This is a genomic window from Varibaculum prostatecancerukia (assembly GCF_943169825.2).
GTDB lineage: Bacteria > Actinomycetota > Actinomycetes > Actinomycetales > Actinomycetaceae > Varibaculum > Varibaculum prostatecancerukia.
In genome coordinates, this window is record NZ_OW968402.1 from 1,435,438 (window position 1) to 1,460,519 (window position 25,082).

At 49.7% G+C, this 25,082-nt stretch carries 25 protein-coding genes; 5 read left to right on the top strand and 20 right to left on the bottom strand.

Translation table 11 applies throughout. The features are described from left to right. Positions 1-236: 236 nt before the first annotated feature. The 4 genes from KO216_RS06260 to KO216_RS06275 are packed head-to-tail and all read right to left on the bottom strand — an operon-like array spanning position 237 to position 4,079. Positions 237-1,679 carry a hypothetical protein gene (locus tag KO216_RS06260; RefSeq protein WP_215523393.1) on the bottom strand — a complete coding sequence of 481 codons (1,443 nt, stop codon included), beginning with the start codon at positions 1,677-1,679 and terminating at the stop codon, positions 237-239. Positions 1,680-1,688: 9 nt separating this feature from the next. Then, a complete protein-coding gene (locus KO216_RS06265; protein ID WP_215523394.1) occupies positions 1,689-2,480 on the bottom strand; it encodes a metal ABC transporter permease in 792 nt (263 codons plus the stop codon). Further along, positions 2,477-3,142: a metal ABC transporter ATP-binding protein gene (locus KO216_RS06270; protein WP_215523395.1), complete on the bottom strand. Its 666-nt coding sequence runs from the start codon at positions 3,140-3,142 to the stop codon at positions 2,477-2,479. Before KO216_RS06270 ends, KO216_RS06265 begins: the two co-directional genes overlap by 4 nt. Next, positions 3,135-4,079: a metal ABC transporter solute-binding protein, Zn/Mn family gene (locus KO216_RS06275; RefSeq protein ID WP_251451936.1), complete on the bottom strand. Its 945-nt coding sequence runs from the start codon at positions 4,077-4,079 to the stop codon at positions 3,135-3,137. Before KO216_RS06275 ends, KO216_RS06270 begins: the two co-directional genes overlap by 8 nt. 261 nt (positions 4,080-4,340) lie before the next feature. Between KO216_RS06275 and KO216_RS06280 the strand changes: the two genes are divergently transcribed. Further along, positions 4,341-5,615: an ATP-binding protein gene (locus tag KO216_RS06280; RefSeq protein WP_215523396.1), complete on the top strand. Its 1,275-nt coding sequence runs from the start codon at positions 4,341-4,343 to the stop codon at positions 5,613-5,615. Between the two features lie 21 nt (positions 5,616-5,636). Here KO216_RS06280 and KO216_RS06285 read toward each other — a convergent pair whose 3' ends face one another. Then, entirely contained in the window at positions 5,637-5,819 is a 183-nt protein-coding gene (locus KO216_RS06285) for a hypothetical protein (protein ID WP_309547286.1), read from the bottom strand. A gap of 168 nt (positions 5,820-5,987) precedes the next feature. On the opposite strand from KO216_RS06285, the gene KO216_RS06290 reads away from it, so the two are divergent. Further along, the gene (locus tag KO216_RS06290; RefSeq protein ID WP_215523398.1) at positions 5,988-7,553 is read left to right on the top strand and encodes an IS1634 family transposase; all 1,566 of its coding nucleotides are present in this window, start codon (positions 5,988-5,990) and stop codon (positions 7,551-7,553) included. Positions 7,554-7,692: 139 nt separating this feature from the next. On the opposite strand, the gene KO216_RS06295 is transcribed toward KO216_RS06290, so the two are convergent. The 10 genes from KO216_RS06295 to KO216_RS06340 all read right to left on the bottom strand — a co-directional run bounded on the left by KO216_RS06295 (position 7,693) and on the right by KO216_RS06340 (position 18,739). After that, positions 7,693-9,090 carry a sensor histidine kinase gene (locus tag KO216_RS06295; RefSeq protein WP_251452083.1) on the bottom strand — a complete coding sequence of 466 codons (1,398 nt, stop codon included), beginning with the start codon at positions 9,088-9,090 and terminating at the stop codon, positions 7,693-7,695. A 5-nt stretch (positions 9,091-9,095) separates the two neighbouring features. Next, complete coding sequence (locus KO216_RS06300; protein WP_215523400.1) at positions 9,096-9,770, bottom strand: response regulator transcription factor; 675 nt, start codon at positions 9,768-9,770, stop codon at positions 9,096-9,098. Positions 9,771-9,806: 36 nt separating this feature from the next. After that, positions 9,807-10,547 carry a lantibiotic immunity ABC transporter MutG family permease subunit gene (locus tag KO216_RS06305; RefSeq protein WP_215523401.1) on the bottom strand — a complete coding sequence of 247 codons (741 nt, stop codon included), beginning with the start codon at positions 10,545-10,547 and terminating at the stop codon, positions 9,807-9,809. Between the two features lie 6 nt (positions 10,548-10,553). Further along, complete coding sequence (locus KO216_RS06310) at positions 10,554-11,300, bottom strand: lantibiotic immunity ABC transporter MutE/EpiE family permease subunit (RefSeq protein WP_215523402.1); 747 nt, start codon at positions 11,298-11,300, stop codon at positions 10,554-10,556. Further along, complete coding sequence (locus KO216_RS06315; protein WP_215523403.1) at positions 11,301-12,005, bottom strand: lantibiotic protection ABC transporter ATP-binding protein; 705 nt, start codon at positions 12,003-12,005, stop codon at positions 11,301-11,303. A gap of 359 nt (positions 12,006-12,364) precedes the next feature. After that, a complete protein-coding gene (locus KO216_RS06320) occupies positions 12,365-12,508 on the bottom strand; it encodes a hypothetical protein (protein WP_215523404.1) in 144 nt (47 codons plus the stop codon). Positions 12,509-12,889: 381 nt separating this feature from the next. Next, complete coding sequence (locus tag KO216_RS06325; RefSeq protein ID WP_215523405.1) at positions 12,890-13,369, bottom strand: ABC transporter permease; 480 nt, start codon at positions 13,367-13,369, stop codon at positions 12,890-12,892. Between the two features lie 412 nt (positions 13,370-13,781). After that, entirely contained in the window at positions 13,782-14,837 is a 1,056-nt protein-coding gene (locus tag KO216_RS06330; protein ID WP_215523406.1) for a hypothetical protein, read from the bottom strand. 42 nt (positions 14,838-14,879) lie between these two features. Continuing rightward, positions 14,880-16,559, bottom strand: a complete 1,680-nt coding sequence (locus KO216_RS06335; protein WP_215523407.1) for a class I SAM-dependent RNA methyltransferase — start codon at positions 16,557-16,559, stop codon at positions 14,880-14,882. 11 nt (positions 16,560-16,570) lie between these two features. Beyond that, the gene (locus KO216_RS06340) at positions 16,571-18,739 is read right to left on the bottom strand and encodes an APC family permease (protein ID WP_215523408.1); all 2,169 of its coding nucleotides are present in this window, start codon (positions 18,737-18,739) and stop codon (positions 16,571-16,573) included. Between the two features lie 90 nt (positions 18,740-18,829). On the opposite strand from KO216_RS06340, the gene KO216_RS06345 reads away from it, so the two are divergent. Both KO216_RS06345 and KO216_RS06350 read left to right on the top strand, forming a co-directional pair. Then, positions 18,830-19,495: a potassium channel family protein gene (locus KO216_RS06345; protein WP_215523409.1), complete on the top strand. Its 666-nt coding sequence runs from the start codon at positions 18,830-18,832 to the stop codon at positions 19,493-19,495. Beyond that, on the top strand, positions 19,496-20,197 hold the full coding sequence (locus KO216_RS06350) for a potassium channel family protein (RefSeq protein WP_215523410.1): 702 nt from the start codon (positions 19,496-19,498) through the stop codon (positions 20,195-20,197). Positions 20,198-20,243: 46 nt separating this feature from the next. On the opposite strand, the gene KO216_RS06355 is transcribed toward KO216_RS06350, so the two are convergent. The 4 genes from KO216_RS06355 to KO216_RS06370 are packed head-to-tail and all read right to left on the bottom strand — an operon-like array spanning position 20,244 to position 22,361. Next, positions 20,244-20,975, bottom strand: a complete 732-nt coding sequence (locus KO216_RS06355; protein ID WP_215523411.1) for a DUF3159 domain-containing protein — start codon at positions 20,973-20,975, stop codon at positions 20,244-20,246. Continuing rightward, positions 20,965-21,318, bottom strand: coding sequence for a single stranded DNA-binding domain-containing protein (locus KO216_RS06360; RefSeq protein ID WP_215523412.1), 354 nt, complete (start codon positions 21,316-21,318; stop codon positions 20,965-20,967). Before KO216_RS06360 ends, KO216_RS06355 begins: the two co-directional genes overlap by 11 nt. Further along, on the bottom strand, positions 21,315-22,049 hold the full coding sequence (locus KO216_RS06365; RefSeq protein WP_215523413.1) for a DUF3710 domain-containing protein: 735 nt from the start codon (positions 22,047-22,049) through the stop codon (positions 21,315-21,317). The genes KO216_RS06360 and KO216_RS06365 overlap by 4 nt, the downstream gene beginning before the upstream one ends. Before the next feature lie 9 nt (positions 22,050-22,058). Beyond that, on the bottom strand, positions 22,059-22,361 hold the full coding sequence (locus KO216_RS06370) for a DUF4193 domain-containing protein (RefSeq protein ID WP_215523414.1): 303 nt from the start codon (positions 22,359-22,361) through the stop codon (positions 22,059-22,061). A gap of 168 nt (positions 22,362-22,529) precedes the next feature. Here KO216_RS06370 and sepH point away from each other — a divergent pair, with 168 nt between their 5' ends. Next, the gene (gene sepH / locus KO216_RS06375) at positions 22,530-23,753 is read left to right on the top strand and encodes a septation protein SepH (protein ID WP_215523415.1); all 1,224 of its coding nucleotides are present in this window, start codon (positions 22,530-22,532) and stop codon (positions 23,751-23,753) included. Between the two features lie 26 nt (positions 23,754-23,779). On the opposite strand, the gene KO216_RS06380 is transcribed toward sepH, so the two are convergent. Beyond that, positions 23,780-24,949, bottom strand: a complete 1,170-nt coding sequence (locus KO216_RS06380; protein WP_215523416.1) for an alkaline phosphatase family protein — start codon at positions 24,947-24,949, stop codon at positions 23,780-23,782. Positions 24,950-25,082: the final 133 nt, after the last annotated feature.

The following is a 25,082-nucleotide window of genomic DNA, read 5'->3' on the forward strand; positions in this document are numbered from 1 at the left end:
AGCTGCGCAAGCGCCAGTATTTACAACCTCGATTTTTTCTTCCGCGTATAACCGTTGCATTTTATGAGCTATTTTTCCCTCTTACCTGCAAAGACAATAGTGGGAGCTTAGACGAGACCGTTGCGGATCGTCAGAGCAAAATCAAGTATTACTCCCCAAAAACGTGGAATTTATAAAAGAATTTCGTTACCTAATTTTCTTTTACGTTACTTTCTTCCAAACATTTCTAGAACTTTCTAGGGCGCAATCTCCGCGGCGCTCCCCCACCCGTTTTCTCCTTGGGGACGCGCCTCGGGATGCAAAACCATATACTTCAAAGTGGCCACTACTTGCCGGGCACTGTAGCCGTGGAACATATTATCCTTGCCCCCGCGGGCAAACTGGATAATCGTATCCAAACTCATGTAGTGGTAATGATCGTAATGCGGAATCACAAAACGCTGATTTTCCTGGTCATAGCGGGTGGCATGGGTGACATTACCGTAAGTGATGTACTCCAAGGGGACGATTAGTTTCGCTTCTACCTGGTCATAGGTAAACTTTTCGTCTTCGTTAACCTCGGTAGTATCATGCGGTTTTTCTTCTTCATATTCGGTGATTTCAATATCGGGATAGAGCTCAGAAGGATCGGTATAGCTGATTCCTTCATGACCATCGGCGAAGTGTAGATGCCAGTGGTCCCCGTGGCGCTCAATTTTCACTACCCGTTCAGAATCATCAATTTGATTTTGGCCTGAGTGGTCACCAGGTTTCGGCTGCTGCTCAGTTGGCGGTTGTGCTTGACCAGGCTGGTTAGGTTTATCGCCGCCGTTCGGCTTGGACACTCCCCCATTCCCACCATGCGAACCGGAGTACTGCCCTATCTTTATTTGTGGAAAGACTTGCGCGGGATTTTCGTAGGTAATATACTCTTCCCCCGCCTGTGTATAGGCGTGATAGTGATCCGCGTGCTGCAGAATTTTCACAATCGGCAGCTTGGCCAGTTGCGATAAAGAAACCACCCGCACCAGTGGCAACCCACCTCCAGGGATTGGTTTCCCACTCGGATGAGGCTTAACCGTACTACCTGGTACTCCGGAAGGATTAGTTTTCCCACCCGCGGGAACTACTTGGGGACGCCACGGCCGATAACTGGGAACGGTATTTTTTCCGCCCCCGTGGCTGCCGGTATAAGTTCCGATAGCTATCCCGGGATAAAGGCCGCTGGGATTAGTGTAGGTAACAAACTCTTGGCCATCTGCGGTGTAAATATGGTAGTGGTCACCATGTTTTAAGATTTTTACTACTCCCTGCGATGCCACCTGTCCCAATTGTCCCGCAGATAGTACTTTCGCAGTGCTGCGCAGCTGCCCCGCGCTCTTGGCTTTGGCCGGATCAGTGTAAGTGATGATTTCGCGTCCATCTTTGGTAAACACATGCCAGTGATCACCATGTTTTATTACTTTCACGATTTCATCGCTAGCTACTTCCCCGTCCACTAACACTTGGGTGGTTTCGTCTAGTTTGAACTTGGGTCCTTGAGGACGAGGCATTATTTTCCCTGCAGCCGAGGGAGTTTTCCCGGAGACACCGAGGGCGTCCTCACCGTCATTAAAAGCTCCCCCAAATGCCAGCGCACTGGAAGTTAGCAATAGAGCAGCGGCTACCCCCGCTCCTACTATTAGCTTAGTTTTAGCCATGTTTTCTCCTTACTTTTTTCTAAAGACTAAGGCTGCTAGCAGCCCAAATACCGATATGAGGACGATTACCGCGCCGGGGCGCAGATTTTGATAAAACGAAAGCACTAGCCCCGCATAAACGAAGAGCAAAGACATAATCACTGACAGCAGCAAGGTGCCGCGATAGGTTCGCGCGAACTGCATAGCCCCAATCGCGGGGATTACCAGAATCGAGGAGACTATCAGAGATCCGATAGTTTTTGCCGCTACCGATACCGCTAGTGCCACCAACAGCGCGAACACAAAATTGAGGACGCGAATATTTATCCCTAATAGCCGAGCTGCCGGAGGATCGAGTATGGTTAAAAAGAGGCGGCGATAAAGGACACTGTAGACTACTGCCACAGCCAACCCCACCCCTAGCACCAGATATAATTCCAAGTCGCTTAGGGTAACGATGGAGCCAAAAAGATAGGTGGTAATGGCACTGGAGCCACCGGAAAAACTGGTAAAAATCCCAGCGAGCCCAATCGAGGCGGCCAGCACGATAACCGTAGAAATCTCTTGGTAGGCGTGCAAACGTACTCGCACTGCCTCTATACATAGAGCTGCAATTACGCAGGCAATAACCGACCCCACTAAGGGGTTAAAACCGAAAGCTAGCCCGGCGGCCACTCCCGCCAGCGAAGAATGTGAGAGTGTATCCCCCATCATCGATAGGCGTTTAAGTACAATCGGCAAGCCGATTAAGGGCAAGATTACCGCCAGCACTGTTCCTACCAGGAAGGCACGTTGCATGAAGTCGTAAGCAAAGAGGCTCATCGGCTAACCTCAAGTTTTTCTAGCTCGAGGGAAGTCATTTTTCCTGCAGACAAGCGATAGGCAGCATCTAAGAAAGGAGCAACTTCTGCCAGTTGATGGGTAACCATCAAAACTGTTTTTCCCTGGTCGCATTGCTCCCGCAGGAGGCGGTAGAGATCAAGCGAAAACTTTTGATCTATGCCGCCGGTAGGTTCATCCAAGAGAATCAGACGCGCCTGTTTCAGGAGAGCCAGTAAGACGCCTACTCGCTGTAACTGTCCGCCCGATAGCTCGCAAAGACGATGGGTGCGCACCCCGTTTAACCCCACGGTGTCTAGCAGGGCGGTAGGCTCGCTTTTTCTTTTTAGTTGTCTCAGATAGACCCGCACTAACTCCGCCACGGTGGTCGGAAAGTTGCGGTAGCCGCTGGCCGCGTTTTGGGAAAGATAGGCGAGGTCGCGATAGTGGTTATCTTCGCTACTCAGGTCACCAAAAAGGCGAATTTGACCTTGCGAGGGATGCAAATTTCCCAAAATCAGGTTCATCAGGGTGGATTTTCCTGCCCCGTTATCACCGCTCACCGCCACAAACTGTCCGGCAGTGAGAGATAAATCCACTGACTGCAGCACCGGGACATCCCCGTACGCGAAAGCGATTTTATTTATTTCCAGTACCTTATTCACCGAAGGATTCCATCAAGTTAGTTAAGTTTTTCTCCATCAACCCCAGATACCCGAGCGCCTCTTCCTGCCTAGTTAGGTGCTCCATGGTGTAGAGGGTGCCGGTTTTAGCTCCGGTAGTGCGTGCTAGGGTTTCTGCAACTTTCGGAGTGGCTTTCCCTTCAAAAAAGATCGTGCTGATCTGATGTTTCTTCACGAAATCAGCAATGGTAGCCAATTGGTTAGCCGAAGGTTCGTCCTCGGGTGAAATCCCGGTGACGGCTACCTGTTTAAGCCCGTAGTCATCTGCCAGATAGTTAAAAGCCGCATGGGAGGCAACAAAATAGCGTTTCTCAGCGGGAACTTTAGAGATTTCCCGAGCAAATTTTTTGTCTAACACCTGGAATTTTTCTTGGGCTTTTTCCAGATTTTCCTGGTAATAGCTAGCATTTTTAGGATCTAGGGCGCTAACTTTTTCGCAAATTGTTTTCAGCTCGGCCTGAGCATTTTTAACGCTGAGCCAAGTGTGGGGGTTAACTGCGGTGATATCAGTGCGGGCCGCATCTTTATTTCTTAGTAGGGTTAGTCCCTGTGATAGATCTAGGAATTTTTCTTCACTCCCAAGGCTCTCGCGGAGGTCTCCAATAAAGCCCTCCATTCCGGCGCCGTTGTAAACAATCAGATCGGCTTTTGAGAGTTCAGCACGATCACTGGTTTGTAGTTCAAAGTCGTGGGGCTCTTGAGTGCCTTTAATAATGGTTTTTACTTCCATCTTGTCACCGACGATCCGGTTGGTCAGATCAGCTACCGGGAAGAAAGTTGCATACAGGAGGGGTTTTTTCGACTCAGATTTGCTACCCACATTCGCGCTTTGAGAGTTGGTTACACATCCGACCGTAGACAGCAGAAAAACGACGGCCATAACGGAAGAAACCAGCAGTTTTAGTCTATTTTTTTGCACTATATTCCTAACGGTTCTCTAGTTTGGTTTTGTCTGACTTTTACTAACCCACAAATCTTAACCGTAATGAGAACGGTTATCAATTTAGGAAGGCTGCGGATACTCACAAACCGGAGGGCGAGGTTACTTCGCTCCCCCATTGCCGCCAATCGTCGGAACAGATTACCGCCAATCGTCGGAACAAAATAGCGCCAATCGTCGGAAAGCAATGGTAGAATCAATAACTAGATAGGCAGTGAAAGCAGAAACGGAGCGACTGACTTGAGGAAGTACAGAGAGAGAATTGCTGACGATATTTTAAAAAGGAAGCTGGAGGGCAAAGGTGCGGTCGTGATTGAAGGCCCAAAGTGGAGCGGGAAGACCACCACCGCAGAACAGATCGCTGCAAGCGTTCTATATATGGACGACCCGGAACGCAAAGAACAAAATATTGCCATGTCAGAGCTAAACGCGAAGAGATTACTACAGGGAAATACCCCTAGATTGATTGACGAATGGCAACTTGCACCAAAACTTTGGGACACAATCCGTTTTGAGGTTGATCACCGCAGCGAACTTGGACAATTCATTCTCACTGGTTCTGCTGTTCCCGCGGACAGCAAGGACATTACCCATTCCGGCACTGGACGCTTTACTTGGCTAACAATGAGACCTATGAGCTTGTATGAATCGGGGGATTCTACAGGTGAAGTCAGCTTGAGAGACTTATTTGCTGGAATGCCAGAAATTGATGGCGGCACAACCCTAAGTATTGACCGTCTGGCTTTCCTTGCGTGCCGTGGAGGATGGCCACAAGCGGTTGATATGCGCGAAGCGATAGCTTTAGATCAAGCTATTGACTACTACGATGCTGTTGTTCACTCCGACATTAACCGCGCTGACAACGTACAAAAGGATGCTGAGAGAGTTAAACGCCTTATGCGTTCCTATGCAAGAAATCAAGGAGGTCAAGTACCAAATACCGTGCTTGCCCAGGATATTTCCATAAACGAAGCAACTACAATCAACGAGGAAACTGTCGCTTCTTACGTTAATGCACTTCGCAAAATCTTTGTCGTAGAGGATTTACCTGCTTGGAATCCAAATTTGAGGTCAAAAACCGCTATTCGTTCTGCCGACACGCGCTACTTTGTAGACCCTTCTATTGCGACAGCAGCTTTGGGAATAGGGCCAAACGACTTATTAAATGATTTAAAGACTTTTGGATTTGTATTTGAGACACTCTGCATCAGAGACTTGCGCGTTTTTGCTGATAGCCTCGGAGGGAAGGCTTATCACTACCGAGATAAAAATGAACAGGAATGTGACGTAGTTATTCACCTAAGGAACGGTAAATACGGTCTCATTGAAATTAAACTTGGTGGCGACAAGCTAATTGAATACGGCGCAGAGACTTTAAAGTCAATGGAAGCAAAAATTGATACCCAGAAAATGAATGCTCCATCTTTTCTTATGGTTTTGACAGGAATCGGCGACTGGGCCTATCGACGCAAAGATGGTGTTTATGTAGTTCCTATTGGTTGCTTAAAAAACTGAGACCAAATACGAGTCCTGTTTTCAGCTTTTTTCATTTTCTGAGATTAGATATATTCTTTCTTTATCAATACATATTCCTGAAGTAGGATTATATATTTGAACCAAATCTGTCAGTTTGTCTTCAAAGACACCGGTTTTCGGATTACCTAACGCTGCAAACTGCTCAACTACTCTTCTTTTCATTCCAATAGCATTTTTCTGCAAAACATCCCTTTTATTTTGCAGGAATTCATCGACCGGAGATTTCTTATCCTGAGTCGTGCAACTTTTTTAGTTTTCTGGTTTTTCTTTGGCGTTTGTGCTGGTGGTGAGGTTTTGGCTTGTGTTTTTGGGTCACTAAATTGGTGGTGGGGTTTCGGTTAGACTGTTCGGGTGTCGCCTTTTTTGCGTAAAGTGAGAACCGCCTCGGATGCTACGGCGGTGCAGATAGTGGAAAAGCAAGGTCGTGTAAACCGGGTTGTGGAGCATCTTGGCTCGGCTCGCGATGAGGCTAGCCTTCAGGTATTACTGGAGAAAGGTCGCAGAAAGCTGCGTCCCGATCAGATGGAATTCGACTTTAATTACCTGGATACCAAGATTAGTTACACCCCGATAGTGCAGCATCAGTCATCGACGCTTTTGTGGCAGGTTCTCCAAGACTCTTACCGGGCATTAGGGTTCGACCAGGCTATCGGGGATGCGGCCTTTGAGCAGCTGGTTTTGGCTAGGATTGCAGAGACCTCCTCTAAGGTAGACACTGTACGGATTCTAGACGAGCTCGGGATTAAGGCGGCGCATCGTAATACTTTCAACAATTGCTTACAGCGCTGCGCGGGAAGGGATTACCGTTCCCGGGTTGGTGCGGCGTGTTTCCAACATGCCGCTAAAACAGGGGATTTGTCCTTGGTGTTGTATGACGTGACTACCTTGTATTTCGAGGCCGGCAAAGAGGATGCGGACAGCGGCACAAATCAGGGTCTGCGCAAGGTCGGGTACTCCAAAGAACGAAGAGTAGACCCCCAAATAGTAGTCGGCCTGCTGGTAGACCGTAGCGAGTTTCCCCTGGAGATAGGATGTTTTCAGGGTAACAAAGCCGAAACCAAAACCCTCCTGCCAATCGTGAAGGACTTCCAAAAACGCCACGGGCTAGATGGTTTCGTGGTGGTAGCAGACGCGGGCATGCTATCAGCCGAAAACCTCAAAACCCTATACGCGGCCGGGTTTCGCTTTATTGTGGGAGCGCGGCAGACCAAGGCGCCCCACGATCTGGAATCATATTTTCATTGGCACGGCGACTGCTTTGCTGATGGGCAACTTATCGACACGATAACCCCCAGGCACGCCAACGCGAAAGTAAACAACAAGCTGTTCAAACCGGAACCCGTGTGGAACCCTACGATGAGTAAAGCTTGGCGAGCGATATGGCAATACTCGGCTAAACGAGCCAAAAGAGACACGGTGACTTTAAAAGCCCAGCACCGCCGTGCTCTAGAGGCGATAGAGGGGATAAAACCCGCCCGTAAACCTCGCTTCGTCAAACAATCCAAAACCGGTTACAAATTTGACGAGAAAGCCTTCAACCGGGCTGAAAAGCTGGTAGGGCTAAAAGGATACGTCACCAACATCCCCGCCCCGCTCATGCCAGCAAGCGAGACCATCAGCTCTTACCACGAGTTATGGCACGTCGAACAATCCTTCCGCATGTTCAAAAACGACCTTCGGGCTCGCCCGATATTCCACCGGCGAAAAGACGCCATCGAAGCGCACCTGACCATTGTTATGACCGCCCTCGCCATTTCCCGCTACCTGTATCAAAAAACCGGAATCACCACCAAAAAGCTCGTCCGGACGCTACGACCTATCCAGGAGCAAACCATCCTCTACCAAGGCCACGAAATCCAATCCAGCGAACCCATCACCCCACAAGCCCAAAAAATCCTGGAGAAACTGGGTCACTAAACTTGTACAACTCAGGAGATCCAAACCGCCATCCGATTCCTGCAAAATCAGCAGCCAGAGATTACCGACTTTGACGAAGCCCTCGTCGGTCGCCTCATCGAGCGCATTACTATTCAGGAGGGGAGAATCAAGGTGCAGTTCAAGTCAGGGGTGGAGGTTGGGGATCGTCTTTGACAACTTGAAGCGGAAGCGTGATTTGTACACAAGCGTGATTTTCGGGACTATTGAAAAGCCGAATCGTCCCGTCGTACTTGTCTAAAAACCTTCTCGCGAAATACAAGCCCAACCCGGTAATAGCCTCATCGTTGTTTGCTTTCTCTGAAAATTCCTTTTGCATGCCGTTTGCAAGCGCCCTTTCAGAAAAACAAGACCCCGAATTACTAATAAGATATTGAACCCTGTCTTGCAGTACTTCAAATTGTAGTTGCACAGTTTGGGGTGAGTTACCATGTTCAAAGGCGTTGATGAGAACATTCATGAGCGTTTGTTTGAGTCCTATTTCGTCTATAGAAAGTGTTTGCTGGCATTTTTGAAAATTGCTTCGCCATGCATTGCCATAGTGATCACTTAGGATATTTCCTAGGATGTCAATGGATTGATTGAAGTCATCCAGCGCAATGACGGTATTACCTGCGGCTGATGAGGTATCTGATGCCATTTGCTGTTGCAAGCGATCTCCTATTTCTGTCAATCGCTCCAGATTCAAGATAAGCGCATCTGCGCTGTCTATCAGATCATCTTTGTTTCTCATATCACTCAGGTTGGAAAGATCTTCTCGTAAAAACTCTGCATGCGCACGAGCTACCGTTAAAGGAGTGCGATAGTCATGAAGCATTTGAGCCGTAGATTCCCTCATCTGATTTTCATTAGACCACAGGGCCTGTAGTGTATTTTTTAAATCTGACCGCATGCGATCAGTCAGCGAGCCGAGCTCTTCAAATTCTTTAATTGAAAGATGAGGGACCGGATAATTCAAATTTCCTGACCCTATTAATCTGACTGTGTGTCTTAAAGGGGAGATGTTATTCTCCAGACGCTTGGATATAAAACGCACAAACACAATAGTTGAAACTAGGACAGAAAAAATAAAAGCGCTGACAAAAATAATCTCTACTCTAGGTAGATGCTGGTTCGCCCACTCAGATGAGTAATGCACGCCGATTTGATACTTAAAGACGCACACGCCGCCAGGATAAAGCGATTTAGCAAAGTATCCTTCTGAGAATGGAATATCCTCGCCTTTCAAAAAAGATAGTGATAATTTCCGATCCGATGCACTGCCGTTCGAAGAAAGGATTTCATTGTTGTTGTTAAGTACTACATAGGTAATAGACGGAGAAACCCAATCCGGGTCAAAGTACTGTTCTGCTTCAATTCGTTGTTGTAGTACCTCTACTTGTTTTTCTTCAGAGTCTGCGAAGGAATAAACATGGTTTCGCACCCCAGTCATGAAGGTAACATACAAAGCGGTGCAAAGTACTAAGATTACCCCGATGAAGATTAAGGAATAAAGTAGGAACATCTTTTTTAAAGTCATATTTTTCAAGTTGTCCCTCCAGCATCCCATTTATAACCAATACCCCAAATTGTTTTGATCGGATCAACTTGGTATGGCGCAAATTTTTTACGAATGTTTTTGATATGTTCGACAACAGCGGCCGGTTCTGAATCTGTCCAATAACCACCGGCTCTATCAAGTATTTGCTCCCTAGAAAAAACTTGACCACGATGCCGAATCATCAGCTCACAAATCTCATATTCCATTTTAGTTAGGGGCACAATATCATCGCGCACTCTTACTTCTCGAGCAGTGAATAAAAATCGAATTTCCCCGTCAGTGAGCACGGCATGGTGAATGCGTTTTTCACGTCGAATGTGTGCATTTACACGACTAACCAGCTCTGAGGGGGTGAAAGGTTTTCTAATGTAATCATCAGCCCCCATTGCCAAGCCCTGAATAACATCTGTTTCAGTGGTTTTAGCAGTGAGAAAAAGAATAGGGCAGTCGACCTTTTCTCTTACTTTTCTGCATAGTTCGAAACCATCCATATCCGGCATCATGACATCAAAAATCATTAGGTCGAATTGCTCGAGTCGCAGCGTTAAAGCTTCCTTTGCTGAAGTGCAGGCAGTTACAGAAAAGGACGCTCGCTTTAAGCTTTTGGCAATTACATCGCAAATGGCCGCTTCATCATCAACTACAAGAATATGTTCCATTTCACCCTCCTTTCTCTTGCTGGAAGATATTTGTTATTATTCGTCACCTATGCTTGGTCGCCCATCCCATTTATGAAACCATGAAGGAATCAATACCACAAGGATTAGAGTAAAGACCAGGCAGAAGAAGAGTCCATGTCTCAAATCAGCTGCAACTTTTATAATGTTATCTGAATGAAAAAAGTTTGAGATCATCAAAGTCGCAAATCTTGGTGCCCAAACCGAAGGTAGATAATACCAAAGTTGATCGAACAGCCCGGTAACTCCCAATGCACCAACCAACAAAAAGATTGCACCTAATGCAACACACCAAGAAGATCCAAATCTAAGTGCTATAAACAGTTGGATGAGAAGTAAACAGGCAATTGGAATAATCACGAGTATGCAGCTTAAAACATAAGCAGCTACGTGCATTTGTCCCCACAAAAGATAGAACCCCGCTACAGATAAAATTACTCCAATAGCGACCAGCACAAACAAGAGAATGAAAATTGAGAAAAATGTCCTCAATCGTGACCGTCCAACGCACAAAATATTGAAACAGTCTCCGGCACGCTGCTCTTGTTGTGCTACGTAGGTGCAAAGTAACGTAATTAAACAAGGCATCACTAAGGCGATAGTTTGAAAATAGCCGGTGATTTTTTGCTCGGTACTCCAAGCTGCTACAGAATAGTAAGCGATAAATAAGCCAACTATTAAAATTGGCCATAGCAAGGCAAGTCCTAAAAGAGGTGTCTTTCTGATTTTGTAAATATGAGAACGTAAATTATTAAACATATATGATCACCTCGCCTCTGAGTTTGAAAATAGCCATGTCGCCAAAAATCCCAACACAGCAGTTAAAGCTAAAGATAAGATCAGAGATAAAACAACATCCATCGTTCCTATATTTAGATTACTTTCGACCGGCAGACCGTTTGGCATGACACCGATTACGACAGCCATACAACGATTGACCCATGCCCACGGGCAGAAAAGCCAATAGGACTTTAAAGCTAATAACACACCTGAAAAAGAAATAATCAGGTTTATGGCAACAGTAAAGATGAGTCCAAGCTTCTTCGATAGAATGAAACTAAAAGGTATCTGCCAAGCTGAACTTAGAAACATGACAACAATGCCTGACAAAACAGTAACAACACTAAGCTGTTTTATTTGAGCTGTTCCAAATATACCTAATAGAGCTGGTACAAGAATGACTGCAACGCTGAGTAATAGGCAAGAAAATAAGGCATATCCCAACACATTAATGAGCTTTGCGAGCCAAATTCTCTTTTGCTTAATGGGCAAAGAGCGGATTGTGCGCAAAGCGTGTTTGCCATTATCAATATTGACGGCAGCTGCACCGATCAAAGCAAAGGTTGCAGGGAGGAACACCACGTAAAACCAGTTAAATAGGTTAAGAGAAAAATAACCTCCTTGAATTGTAGCCAGCGCAGCAAGACAAAGCGGGCTCGCTATGGCAACACGTCGTACAATGCTTCTTTTAGTTTTCAAAAACTCTGATTGCAGGATGCTAAAAAAGTCCATTTATAGCCTCACTTGCTGTTTACTTACTACGTCCATAAACAACTGCTCTAAATCTATTCCCTGACGTAGCGCACCTTGGAATCCGAGAGAACCAGCGGCGATAATTCCAACATGATCAGCAATTTGCTCCACCTCAGATAGAATATGTGACGACAAAATTACCGTGGTGCCCTGTTTCGCAAATCCACGGATTAGTCCGCGTAAATCTTTAATGGCGATGGGATCCAGACCGTTTGTAGGCTCATCCAGGATAAGTAGCTGAGGGTGATTGATGAGAGCTAATGCGATGCCGAGTCGCTGTTTCATTCCCATAGAAAACTGACCGGACTTCTTTTTTCCAGTGTCAGAAAGACCTACGATTTCTAAAACTTCATCGATTCGGCTTTTTTCTATTCCCAGAGCCAGTGATCGTACTCTACAGTTTTCATAAGCTGTTAAGTTGGGGTAGAGTGGCGCATTTTCAATAAGTGCCCCGATTTCAGAAAGAACCGAACGGTTCCAAGGAGCATTATTAAAAAGAATAGATCCGGATGACGGTTTGATCATGCCGCAGATCATTTTGAGAAAAGTTGACTTTCCTGCGCCATTTGGACCAAGAAGTCCATAGACTTTTCCCCGAGGGACACATACATCGATTGAGTTAACGGCTATTTGTTTTCCAAACTTTTTCGATAGGCTCTGCGTTTGTAAAATATAATCTGCCATATTAGTTGCCTCACCTTCTTATCGGTACTTAAACTGTACGAAAGAAAAATAAGGAAACTATAAGGTGCGAGATGAAATATCTATCTCACCCACTCAGCGGGCAAAACATCAATATCACCCACTCAAATGAGCCAAAAGAAAAATCGACTACTCAACCCTCTTAAGCATTTGCCCCGAAAACCCGTTGACCAGTTCCCCTGAACAGCCAAACAGCCCTCGAAGCACCATCTCACCATATTTTAACCACACAAAACCCCTGATAAACAAGGCTTTTCGTTACCGCACCCGTGTCATCAAACACACGCTCTCCACCGGGTTGGTGTGGGGAAAAGGTCGTAGATCTGCATGAACGCGATCCGTTAGCCACGGGATACGGCAACTTTTAGGTCACGAGCTAAGGCTGCCGGGTCGCAGGCGACATAAATAATCTGCTCCGGCTTTAGGCGCGTCAACGCCGCCATCACTTTCGCGTACAGCAACTGCTTAACCCCAGATTTAAACACACATTACAGCCTAGAAATATCTAGGAAATCCTTATCACAAGCCTTACTCAGAAAGAATAAGTATGAGGAATTGGCTAAATGAAGTATTTAGCCCGCGATCAGGTCGTTAAACTCCAACAGTCACTTATCGAAACCAGCGGAGGCTCCGCGGCATCCGCGATGAAGCGCTAGTTAATACAATCTTGCGGGTAGCTTCCGGTGAAGCCACAGAACAAATCTCTACCAGTGGACCTATGACCATCAAGCGTGATCCATTCCGAGGACGGGTACTTGAAGTAGAGCTAGGTCGGAAGCTCCTGTGGCGTTACAGATTGACATGATTGCGAGTGCATGAGCAACTTCCACCCCGCATCCAGAGAAAACAACTCTGGCAGTTATTCGTCAAAATAAAGTTAGTAGATATCCGTCAACTAGCGCCACGAAAAAGTAGAGCAACAGCGCTCTTATAAATGCCTCGATATGCTTTTTCGGATCTTTATAAAGCTCTTTTTGCGGTATTTTCGATAATCTTATCCGCTTGCTATTTCGCCACCACAGCAAATCAATGACGAGCAGGTCGAAAACATTTAAGGTCTGTCCCAGAATCAGCAAACATATAAAGTTATGAGCGAAGTTTTCCTGGCGAATAGGGATTCCGAAAAGTAAAAACAAGACAGTAAATACGAGAAAATTTGCTGCCCAGATATAGGCTCTCCCCGTTTCCTTAAACTTTCCGCGGTACTCGACAATCTCTTGGATGCGATCTTGAGCTTTTTCAGGATAGGAACTGTAGTTTTTTAAATTTTTCTGATCTGTGCCAGTCTCTAAGTAGCAAAACCCAAAGAATGCCGCACACAACATGACTGTCTCAATTAAAAGCACACGTATCCCCTAACCACTGAAGCGTACTGGGTCAATATAACTGCACGAGTCAGCACAAGAGGGAAATGATCAAGGCTTTGAATAGCTTTTTCTATCCTGTCTATTTGTCCTCTAGCATTTTTAGGTGACAATAAACTAAAGGTGATATATGCATAAATGCCCCCTAAGGGCTCTTCTGCTTCATGTGTTATGCAAACTGCATAGCTCATAAACCAAATTTCTTGTGCAAAGATTCAAATACTTCGTCTGCCGGTTTCACATCCCCAGATAGCACTGACTGATAGCCTTTCCCCTGTGCCCTGCTCGTCTTCTTCGTGTGGCGAGCGGCGCGAAAGCACAGTGAGGCACACGTTCTGTCTTTGTTCTTGAAATTAAAAAGACAGAGCGTGTGACCCGCTTAGGTTCAAAGAACTTACTTCTTGCCCGTCTGCTGTTCCCTCAGCTTCTGGCGTGCCTCCTGAATCTCCCACCAATCGGAATTCTTGAATCCATCGGGGCGAACAGAATTTGGGTCGTTCGGGTTCCATGTATTCTTCGTATTCTTCGTATTCTTCGTATTCTTCAGTGTGACTTTAAGGTCCTTCGCGATACCCTTTCCCGCTTCGGCGCCCATATACACATACAATCCAGTGCCCGTTTCGCCTAAAATCTTCGTACCTTGTTGAGGCCATGGATTGTCTTTCGCTACGGCAATGCATACTCCGCCACCGTAATCGTTAGGTGGCATGTGACTGAACATCCATGTATGGTCGTTTACCTTCTTCACGCTCCACTCACTGGACTTCCAGCTAGACGGAACATCCACATAGAAGTAGTCCGTCATGAATGAGTGACCGCCGTTCGCTGCCTTGGTCTTAGCATCCTTCTTTTCCTTAGCGGCTTTCTCCTCGGCTGCCTTCTTCTCTTCCTCTGCCTTCTTGGCTGCTACGGCATCGTCCCTGCGCTTCTGTGCCCTCTCTTTAAGCTCATCAAGCTTGGATATATCTATCCCACTGTCCTTCGCTGCGTTATATGCTGCTTCGATTTGCTCGTCTGTCACCTCTTCCGCAGGGATTGGCTCGATAGTGATTTCCTTCTCAACATCGGTCTTGCCATCCTTGGCAATGCTCACCTTCGTGACAGCGTCCTTTGTGTCATAGATGGTGCCGTCCTCTGCGATTGGCGATGCCGCAATCGCAAGTCTGTAATCCCCGGGTTTGAGCGCTATGTCAGAGGAACTTGACCCTCCATAGAACATGCTGTCCACATCATTGCCCTTGGAATCTTTTCCAGTAGCATGGACAGGGATTTTTGTGCCCTTCTCCGTATCAAGCCCCTTGGCGTTCACTACAATCGGCACGCCATACGTCTTGGCTTCTTGTGCTGAGAAATACAGATATGCGCCTCCGCAGCAGACGGCAATTGCCGCTATAACGGCTATCACCACTAATAATTTCGTTCGTTTCTTCTTCGCTGATTCATCAACCATTACTTTTCCCCCGTTTCCTTTCTTGCAATGTTCTGAGTGCCTTTATGAAATCATCTTGAAGTGCTTAAATGCCTTGATGATTGCATCGTGTTTGTCTTTCGGGCATTGAGGTCGATTTTTAGCAGCCATCCCTTCCTTTTCGTAGGAGAATTGCTTCTCAAGCCCTAGTCCATCTTTCAAAGTTGCGATATATAGCGGCGACACTTTCAGTCCGTACTTTTCAAGCACGTATGCCTGAATCTGCTTGTATGTCGGCTTTGGCGGTAGTTTCTCACGCTTCAGGTCTTTCATATCAACATCCACATATAAATGCTCTTTGACATTTTGCCGGGTTAAGAGACATACCGTCTCCAGGTGGTGGGTGTGGGGGAAAAGGTCGTAGGCCTGTAGGGATACGACCTGATAACCGTGGGATACGGCGACTTTTAGGTCACGAGCTAGAGCTGCCGGATCGCAGGCTACATAGATAATCCGCTCGGGCTCTAGACGCGCCAATGCCGCCATCACTTTTTGTCCCGCACCGCTGCGCGGCGGATCCATTATCACCAGGGGCGGTCCCTTCATCTTGCCGCCATAGTCCGCGAGTGCCTTGGCATCTACCCTTCCTGCGCGAATCTGCAGACGTCCAGGAGCTCCAGAAAGATTCTTGCGGGCCATTTTCACTGCCGGCTTTGATCCCTCCAAAGTGGTCAGGCGTCCTCCCCTATCCAAAATTTTAGCTAGAGGACGCGAAAACAGTCCTGCGCCCGAGTACAGTTCCAGGATTTCTTCCCACCGCCGGTCCCCGGGTATTAGCGGGCGGTCGCTACTCGCGTCTGCGTCCCTACGTTCGCTCGCTTCGACACTCCCGTCAGCCTCGCCATTGACAGGGTCTTCTAGACCCTCCCCCTGAGCAGTAGATACCCCGCTACCTAGCTCGTAATCGCTAGTCGCAGCCGCCATTACTTGCTCGCATAAAAGCCGCGCCGCCTGGCGGTGTGCCTGCCAGAAACCGTTCGGTGCCACCAGGTAGTCCCCGAAACCGGGAACCGATAAACGCACATTCTTTTCTGCGACCAGCTGAGCCGATTCGTCATAAAGGCCGCGTCCATTCCACACCCGCAGGCCGTTCGCACTCGCCCACGCCCGGATGCGCCCTCTCGGTTTTAAAACCTTGCCCCAGCTGGCGGGGTTGCTAAATAAAGATGATTCACTAATCAGCGGATCCGCCAGGGGAAAACTATCAATCTCTACCAGTTCTTCCCCGCGGAACTTAGTCATCGCTAGGCGCCCAGCAGCACTGACTTCAAAATCGGCGCGCAACCGATACCCTAAACCGTCCTCACCGCCAGTGTGTGTACTACTCACGCCCTGGCAGCGTAGCTCTCCCCCACAGGCATCAAGAGCTTGCGCGAAAACTTCCTCTCCCCCCAGGCGCCGCAAACAATCCGCCAGCACCTGCGCTTTCCAGATGCGTTGGTACGACAGTTTCACGTGGCAAAGATCCGCCCCACCAACTCCGCCAGAACCACCTAAAGCCCACACCGGCGCTTGCCGCTGATCCGACGCCTGAACTACCGCCCTGACTTCGGCAAAAATAACTTTGCCTTTTTTAGCGAGCGGTACGGCTTTTACCTGCTCCCCCGGCAACCCGAAACGCACCATATAGGTTTGACCGTCCCTATGCGCCAGGCAGTAACCGCCGTGGACGGGGCGCAGCAGCTGCAGAAAAACTTCACTCATAAGTTAAATACTTAAAAATCGGAGGAAAAGTCAGGCTGAATATCCTCGTCACTTTCGGTTTTCTCCCCCAGAGAGGGCGGGTCAATCCCCCAACCGCCATGGACATTATCAAACCAGGGAAGACGGTCATCTTCACCCATAAAAGCACCTCGGGTTATATCTTGAGATCTTCCTCTGAAAACCGGGTCTGACTTGCGGTATTCTTCGGGAGGACGCAGCGGATCTATCCCTGCTCGGCGATCGGCACGCCCCTGGCTATGGGAGAAGTTCCACGGCACCAGCACCACCAGCACCCCCGGCAGATCCCGCAGTTGGCGACGAATACGGTAAACGGAGCGGTTATGTAGAAACTTTTGCCAAGGATACTTCACCAGATAGCAGGGAATATAGATCACTACTAGATCCCGGGGCGAGCGGTGCCGCAAAGACCGCACGTGCTGAATCAAAGGACCGGTAATGTCGCGGAAAGGTGACGCTAAAACCGTCAGTGGCACTTCCACCCCGCTATTTAGCCAACTTTCCTTCAAGCATTCAAAGTCATCAGGCTCAATCTGCACGTGTACCAGCGATAGCGAAGAAGGATGACATACGCGCGCATAGGAGATTGCCCGCATCGTAGGTTTATCCAGATTGGAAACCAGCACTATGCTTTGCACCCGCGAAGGCAAAGCGCGTTCGGTGGCAAAATCGCTCACCAGGGTTTGCGCGGCAGTGCCTTTATAGTATTTCCCGATCGCTCGTAGCAGCCCAAACATTACCGCCATCATTACCAAGGCAACCCCTACACCTTGAGTAATCCGGGAAACGGTCACCACTACCAGCACAGTAGCGGTGCAGATAAAACCAATCGCATTGACCATCCAGCGCCGCCGCAATATCTTCCGCTTAGTTTTAAACGTATGCATACGTAGCTTCGTGTTCCAGTATCGCAGCATCCCCAGCTGAGAAAGGGTTAGGGAGATGAAAACCCCCACGATATACATTTGGATTAGACGGGGAGACTCCGCCCCCGTCACCGTTATTAAAACCGCTGCTACTAGGGCAGGAACGCAAATCACTGGCGATAGGGAACGCCTATCGGAGCGTCGGAAGATCTGCGGGGGTAATAACCTGTCACGAGAGAGCACCTGGGTTAGTTGCGAAAACCAGTTAAAAGCACTGTGAGCAGCAAACACTAAGATAAGAGCGGTTACCGCGGTGACCAGGTAAGCCATGAACGGATAGGGCGCAAAAACCGTATGCGCAAGTTGGGCGATTACCGGAGGAACTTCATAGGCAGCAAGCGGAGTATCGCCGGACAATATTTGAGAGTTAAAAGCGGGAACTTTTACCCCGGTTACTTTCGCCAGGTGCAGCACTGAAAGCATCATCGCCGCGCTTATCGTCCCAAATAGGGCGAGTGTTATCCGGGCGTTCTTAGGACGCGGCTTCATGAAAGCAGGCACCCCGTTGCTGATGCCTTCTACCCCGCTCAAGGCGACACAGCCTGCGGAAAATGCCCGCAGGAGCAGTAAAAATCCTCCCAGACCAGTAAGTCCGGCCTCATAGGACTCGGCGGGTAAAAGTCGCATAGAGGCAGTGTCCGCTGCCCCCAGGGAACCGAGCGCTTCTTGGGTAAAGCCGAAAACAGCTAGGAGGGCGATTACGCCCATAAAAAGATAAGCGGGGATGGCAAATAGTTGTGCCGACTCCCGCAGCCCTGACAGGTTCAGCAGGGTCAATACGGCGATCACTGTTAGAGATACCAAAACCTGGTGAACGTTTAGCGTCGGGAATAGCGCCCCCACGTAGCTGGCACACACCGAAGTGGAAACCGCGATGGTTAGCGAATAGTCCACCAGCAGAGCACTCACAGTTACCAGGGAGGCAGATTGCCCCAGGTTTTGCCGCGCTACCTCGTAGTCCCCGCCTCCGCGTGGATACGCCCGCACCACCTGGCGATAGGAAATAATCACCACTGCCATTACCGCGAAAACCGCTACCCCTACCCATAGCGAGATCCCGGAGGCAACGATTCCTCCAACCCCTAAGGTCAAGAGGATTTGATCGGGAGCGTAGGAAATTGAAGACAGCGCATTAGAGGCAAAAACTGGCAGGGCATAGCGTTTTGAGAGCCCTTCTCGTATCAGCCGCGGTTTACGCAGAGCCGGTTTTCTCCAGCCGTCTTTCACGTCTTTCACATCCCGATCATCCCACTATCTGACTAAAATCGATAGTTTTTGAGCTAGCAGTAAGCTGAAAATAGCAGCAAAAAGGTTTACGCTACTTGCATGCACTTCGTAGTTTTAGGCTCGGGGCGAGTAGGCGCCCGCGTCGCCCAGACCCTTGATGAACAGGGACACTCGGTGGCGATTATTGACTCTAACCCCGAGGCTTTTCGGAAACTGCCCGCTAACTTTACCGGGCAAAAAGTTTCCGGAATGGGGTTTGACCGGGAAGTATTAGAGCGCGCGAATATCGAAGAAGCCTATGCTTTTGCGGCTATCTCTAATGGAGACAACACCAATATTTTGGCGGCGCGTATTGCCCGGGAAACCTTTGGGATTGACCGGGTAGTCGCGCGGATTTACGATATTCGCCGCGCCGAGATTTATCGGAAGTTGGGGATTAACACTACTTCTCCGGTATCTTGGACTGCCTCGGAAATGCTGCGCCATATGCTGCCGGATGACACCCAGGTCGCCTACTCTGATTCCGTCTACCAGGTGAAGGTGCTGCGGATTATCCCCAGCGAAAGTTGGGTGGGGGTTTCGCTGCAAAAGACCCAGAGACTGCTAGATATTAAGGTTGCCTATATTGGGCGCGATGGCGAACCCTATTTCAACCTGTCATCCCTGGTCATCCAAGAGGGTGATGAGCTGATTTGTACAGTTCCCTCCCAGCGGGCAGCGGAGATCGAACGGGCTTTTAAACGCCCCCCAAAGCAGGAGGTTTAGATGCGGGTTGTAATCGCCGGAGCCGGCTCCGTGGGGCGCTCTATTGCCCGAGAACTGGTTACTAACGGCTATGAAGTGACTTTGATAGATAACCATTCCGCGCGGATGGAAGTAGCCTCAATTCCCCAAGCAGACTGGGTGTTGGGCGATGCCTGCTCCCTGGAGACTCTTTCTAAAGCCGAGATCAGTCAGGCCGACGTGGTGGTCTGCGCTACCGGGAATGACAAAGTTAATCTGGTGGTTTGTCTGCTGGCGAAAACCGAGTTCGGGGTGCCGAAAACGGTGGCGCGGGTAAACAACGCAAAAAACGAATGGCTTTTTGATGATGCCTGGGGCGTTGACGTGGCGGTGTCCACTCCGCGAGTAATGACTTCCCTGGTAGAAGAGGTAGTATCCGTGGGGATTCCGGTGCATCTGTTTCGTTTCCACACCTCGCACACCAATATGTATTCCCTGACAGTCCCGGAGGACTCTCCCTTAACCGGAAGGCCGCTCTCCGCTCTCGACTTGCCGCCTTCGGTGGTGCTCGCAGCAGTGTTGCGTGATTCGCGCCCGCTTTCTCCCCTCCCAGATACCCTGGTGCAAGGCTCTGACGAACTGCTAATGCTGTTTAGCTCCGAAACTGAGGAAGATTTAGAGCAAATAAGCGCGCTATTTGCTCCACCTCCCGAGGAAGTAGCTGATCCGGCGCAAGAAGATTAACTAGGACGCAGATTGGTTAATGTTCTCGCGCAGTTATTAGCAGTTACTAGTTGGCGCGCAGACGGCTGGTTTCACCGCGCAGTAACACCCAGTTGAAATATCCGATGAGGACGAATGCGGGCAAACCTAAGATTAGTCGCGCCGCCCCCAGGGGTACCAAGAGGTTCGCGTAGTAAAGCGGTAGTTCCACCACTAGTCGCAAGGTAAAAAGCCCTATCCATAGCCAGGTGCAGAGCCGGGAAAGTTCATAAAATTTGCGAGCATGCGCCTGGCGCCAACTGTCTAGTTTGCCGATTGCCCCAGCTACCAGCCAGCCGATTGCAGGTCGGCGAGCCAGGATGGTCAGCAACAATACCACTGAGTAGACCCCGTTTATCCAAAAACCGAAGGCAAAAAAATTTTCGACCTGTCCGCTGCGCCAAGCCCAAAACACGCTAATCAGAGTACCTGCTAGGCCAGCGAGTACCTGACGCAGACTTTGCCGGCGATGCAGGCGAATAACCCCGAAAATCAGGGTGGCCGCGAGTGCCAGGATCACCGGCAGGCGCAAGGATTGAGTGAAGGGATAGATTACTACCACCAAGATGGTGGGTAAAGTGGCCTCTAGCGCACCCCAAGGCCCGCCGATTGCCTCTCGAATTGAGAAATGTTGCGATCCAAGTTGCGCCCCCAATCCGCTGATTTTTCCCGGGGTTGCTATCGGATTTTCGCGAGGCAAAGAAGAATCGTCGGGATTAGTAGGATCTTTGCCCGCCGCCTCTACAGGATTAGTGGCCATTAGCTATAACCGGTTCAATCTGGAAAGTTGGGTTGATAACGCACAGTCCATTGGAGCGAGAAATAACCATTCCCTGGACTGCCAAGCGGATTCCGGCTTTGATACCGGGAACGCTTTTTCGTCCTAACCAAACCACTTCTATCGAACCGGTACCGTCAAATAAAGTACCAGAGAAAGACCCGGTTGCAGTGGGTGGGGGGAAAGTAACTGAACGCAAAACCCCAAATAGCGAGGCTTTTTGCCGCTCAGCTACCTCGCAAACCTTAGAGGCTACCGCAGCTTCAGCGGTTTCAGCTTGCGCGGTTTCGCTCGCCTCGCTACCTGTTGCCAATTCGTTATTCACTGCTCGCCTGCTTCCAGTTGTTCACGCACCTGCTGAGGGAGCACGATTGGTAATAGTTCGCCGGGAACTCGTGCTTCTTCCCCGCGTACGACCTCCAGGCCATGCAACACGTCCAAAAGTTGCTGCCGAGTATTTTCATCTTCAGCAGCCAGGCCGCGCACGATTACCCGTAGCAACCAACGTTCACCCTCGACGCCCCACAAAAGCAGGGGTAAAGCGCCCTCACCGGCAGATTTTCCTCCCGGAATCGGGCGCGCCAACACTGCTTCCCCAAAGGGGCCGGGCAGCGGAAAAATCTGGTATTCCTGAGATTTAAGCTGTTCCGCAAGCTCCACGCGGATCTTATCCCAAAGCCCCCCAGAGCGTTGCATCGCGAAAGCAGAAAGCTGCATTTGCCCTGTTCCCGCCACTATTTCTACTGCCAAGATATTGCCATAATCATCTTGAACCGGAAACAATTGCAACCCAGGAATTAAGGGAATCCGGATGGCTCCCAGATCTAAGAAGTCGCTGCCTCCTGGGGAATCCCCTTCGCTATAGGGACCCCGGTTCTCTGGGGGTTCCGCGCTCGGCTGCGGACCGGTAGCAGCTGGCGAAACTTGCGAATCATTTGCGCCAGATCCCGCAGGAGGCTGCGGTTTGACCGGATTTGAGGAATCGCTCAGGTCTGCCGCGCCTTCAGAAGATTCGCCCTGCAGGACGCGTTTGCGACGGGAAGGAAAAAATTTCATAACGCCAGCTTATTCGGCACAGTCGCGGCAAACAGGTTTGCCGTCAACCGCGCCCGCTAGGCGGGAACGGTGCTGCACCAGGAAGCAGACCGAGCAGGTGAACTCGTCATCTTGTGCCGGAATCACCTGGACAGAAAGTTCCTCACCCGATAAGTCAGCGCCAGGCAGCTCAAAATCTTCGGCAGCTGCGTTTTCGTCCTCATCGACCTCGGCTGAGCCACTGGCCTCCGCACGGCGAGCCTTCAGCTCCTCCAGGGAGTCTTGTTCTACTTCCTCTTCATTTTTACGGGGGGCGTCATAATCTGTTGCCACGGTTCGTCCCTTCTTAAAGCGATGCTTGGGTCATCAGTTAAGTAAACAATAGACGCGGGGATATTAACACTTCAAGCCCTAAAATGCTAGATACGACAGACACACCGCGCCTAATAGGCAAAAAATGCCTATGAACGTGGCAATCTCGAAGCAAGGGAACGGAGGAATATGAAAGACCTAGAGCTGTTGGGGTTGCACCCAGACGGTAATCAGCTGATTCTCAATGATGAGGAAGGCACCCGCTATGCCTTGGCTATTACCCAGGAGTTACGCGATGCGCTACGTCCTGAGCGTCCCAATTTGGAGGCGGTACCCCAAAGTCCCCAAAAAACAGTTTCTCCGCGAAAAATACAATCCTTATTGCGTGCCGGCAGCACTATCGGTGAAATCGCAGACAAGTTTGAGGTTCCGGAAGCAAAGGTGCGCCGCTACGCCACCCCGATTTTGGCTGAACGGCGCCATGCCGCAAATCTGGCGCAGGCCTGCCAGGTGGGAGGGGAATCAGATTCTCCTCACCTGGGCGACTTGGTTATTGATCGCCTAGCGGCACGGGGGGTTTCCGCAGATTCTTTGCGTTGGGATGCGGTTCGCAGCGGAAAAGGCCCTTGGGAAATTATTTTGACTTTCACCCAAGATGCCCGCGACCTTACTGCTCGCTGGCATATGGAGGCGGGTGCCTCTACAGTCAGCGCGCTTGACCAAGAAGCTATATGGTTAACCGAATCTTCCCAACCGGCCTCTAAGGTATCCAGTTTCGAAGAGTTTTTCCCACTTTCATCCGCGCAATCCGCCCCACCGGAAAAACCGGATACCGGTACGGATGCACTCTTAGATGCGCTGGCAGCTGCCCGAGGAAAACGCGACGCTACTCCCGATGTGCAACTCCCGGAAGATCAAGCTGATCTAGAGGAACTTGCCGATTTAGAGGAGGAAGACCACCGCGACACCCCGGCTGAGAATACCGCAAAAGAGCAGGCAGAGGTGGTTTCTTTACATGGTAAACCCGGCAGCAGCATCCCGGTTGCGCCTGACTCCCCCAGCCAGCCTACGCCAGTTAATCGCCCGCCCGACCAAGTGTGGGACTCCCCGGAACCTACTCTTGTAGGTACCCTCTCTGAAACCGAGGCACTAAATCTGGATTTGACTAGGCGCGCCCTGTCCGGCCCGGCACCCGAAGCGGATGCCCCTTCCCGACCAGCACCTCCTCCCCCGGTCGAAAATGAGCTTTCCAGTGCGCCAGTCCTTCCGGGAATGGAAAATGTTGAGGATAGCGATAAAACTGTCCTGGCCTCGAGTGATAGCCGCTCCAAAGGCAAGGGTAAACATCGCCGTTCCGGTAGAAAATCTATCCCCAGCTGGGACGATATTGTTTTCGGCACCAAGCCCCGCTAAAGCCAAGCACAATGTATGCCCGTCCTCTAGACAATAATCAAAGGGATTTCTATCTCCGCATCGCTTAAAGCACCGTGTACCCCCACCATTTTTAAAACCCCGCGGCTGTGGAAACGCGAATCCACGAACTGGTAGTTATCGTTTGCAAAAATAGTGAAGTCTCCTATGCGGTTCGGATCGCTAATATCTCCGTAAACTTCCCGGTAATCAGCCACTATTTGACCGCGCCCGGCAACCAGTTTTTGCCACTGCACGAGCACCAGCGCTTTAGGGGCCTTCCGGGTGCGATTTCCGGCGGGATCCTGTCCTAGATACTGTTCCTTGAGGTGAATATGGAGGGCGCGCGGCTCCCCCGAAACTGCAGCTATCTGCGAGGCTAACTCGCAGGTAGCTAAATCAATAGTGGTTTCCGCGGTGACGTTGACCATGCCGTGATCTGCGGTTATCACCATGGCAACATCTTGGGGCAACTGGGCGCGTAACTCAGATAATCCCCGGTCAATCGCTTCCAATTCTTGCAGCCACCTAGGGTGTGACCATCCGCGATTATGCCCCCAATGATCCAGCTGCGACCAGTATAAATAGACATAATCGGCACCTTGTTTAAAGGCTTGCAGGGCGTGGGAACAACGCTGGGAAAGTTCCGTAGATACCTTGAGATTCGCGTCTCGCAAAGTTATTTCACTCAGCGTAGAACCCACAAAATCCGGGGGAACTAGCGCCAGTGCCTCCAGGTCCAGCTGGCGGGCGCGAGTGAAATAAGTAGGCTGGTCGCACCAGGAACGCGCCGGTCGGTTAAAGCCTTCAAAAGTAATCAGATTGAGGACGCGCCTAGCCACCGGATCCCAACACTGATACCCCAGCATCCCGGTTTTTGCAGGTGAAAGCCCAGTGTGCAGGCTAGTTAAGGCCGCCACGGTGGTGGAGGGGACGCAGGTTCTGACTGGTTGCCCCCAGGCGTCCTCCGCCTGCGTGAGGTAAGGCCGCATAAAAGGAATATGCCCCCGCCTAGCTGCAAGCAGCCGCTGTCCCATGCCATCTATCGCCACTAGGCAGAGCCGGCGCTTACCTTTCCCCATTAGCTGCCGCAGCGTGGCAGAAAACTCGGTTTCCTCCTGCCAGTTAAGCGCCCCAAAAGCAGTCGGTAAAATATCCCAAATCCGCATTCCAGGCATTGTTTCCTCACGGTGATTCATACCTCTTATGTTCTCACATCCGCGAGCCAAATCTGACTAGAGCCAAGTTTTTTGCTTTGATAATAAGGTGAGTAAAAAGTCGCATGAACCCGATCAGCCTGACCTGTTTTCTACAGCTATGCCTGCTAGCGGC

Excerpts from the sequence above, each read along its gene's own strand:
- KO216_RS06260 (WP_215523393.1), bottom strand. The coding sequence starts at position 1,679 with ATGGCTAAAACTAAGCTAATAGTAGGAGCGGGGGTAGCCGCTGCTCTA.
- KO216_RS06265 (WP_215523394.1), bottom strand. The coding sequence starts at position 2,480 with ATGAGCCTCTTTGCTTACGACTTCATGCAACGTGCCTTCCTGGTAGGA.
- KO216_RS06295 (WP_251452083.1), bottom strand. The coding sequence starts at position 9,090 with ATGACTTTAAAAAAGATGTTCCTACTTTATTCCTTAATCTTCATCGGG.
- KO216_RS06300 (WP_215523400.1), bottom strand. The coding sequence starts at position 9,770 with ATGGAACATATTCTTGTAGTTGATGATGAAGCGGCCATTTGCGATGTA.
- KO216_RS06305 (WP_215523401.1), bottom strand. The coding sequence starts at position 10,547 with ATGTTTAATAATTTACGTTCTCATATTTACAAAATCAGAAAGACACCT.
- KO216_RS06310 (WP_215523402.1), bottom strand. The coding sequence starts at position 11,300 with ATGGACTTTTTTAGCATCCTGCAATCAGAGTTTTTGAAAACTAAAAGA.
- KO216_RS06315 (WP_215523403.1), bottom strand. The coding sequence starts at position 12,005 with ATGGCAGATTATATTTTACAAACGCAGAGCCTATCGAAAAAGTTTGGA.
- KO216_RS06330 (WP_215523406.1), bottom strand. The coding sequence starts at position 14,837 with ATGGTTGATGAATCAGCGAAGAAGAAACGAACGAAATTATTAGTGGTG.
- KO216_RS06335 (WP_215523407.1), bottom strand. The coding sequence starts at position 16,559 with ATGAGTGAAGTTTTTCTGCAGCTGCTGCGCCCCGTCCACGGCGGTTAC.
- KO216_RS06345 (WP_215523409.1), top strand. The coding sequence starts at position 18,830 with ATGCACTTCGTAGTTTTAGGCTCGGGGCGAGTAGGCGCCCGCGTCGCC.
- KO216_RS06350 (WP_215523410.1), top strand. The coding sequence starts at position 19,496 with ATGCGGGTTGTAATCGCCGGAGCCGGCTCCGTGGGGCGCTCTATTGCC.
- KO216_RS06355 (WP_215523411.1), bottom strand. The coding sequence starts at position 20,975 with ATGGCCACTAATCCTGTAGAGGCGGCGGGCAAAGATCCTACTAATCCC.
- KO216_RS06365 (WP_215523413.1), bottom strand. The coding sequence starts at position 22,049 with ATGAAATTTTTTCCTTCCCGTCGCAAACGCGTCCTGCAGGGCGAATCT.
- sepH (WP_215523415.1), top strand. The coding sequence starts at position 22,530 with ATGAAAGACCTAGAGCTGTTGGGGTTGCACCCAGACGGTAATCAGCTG.
- KO216_RS06380 (WP_215523416.1), bottom strand. The coding sequence starts at position 24,949 with ATGAATCACCGTGAGGAAACAATGCCTGGAATGCGGATTTGGGATATT.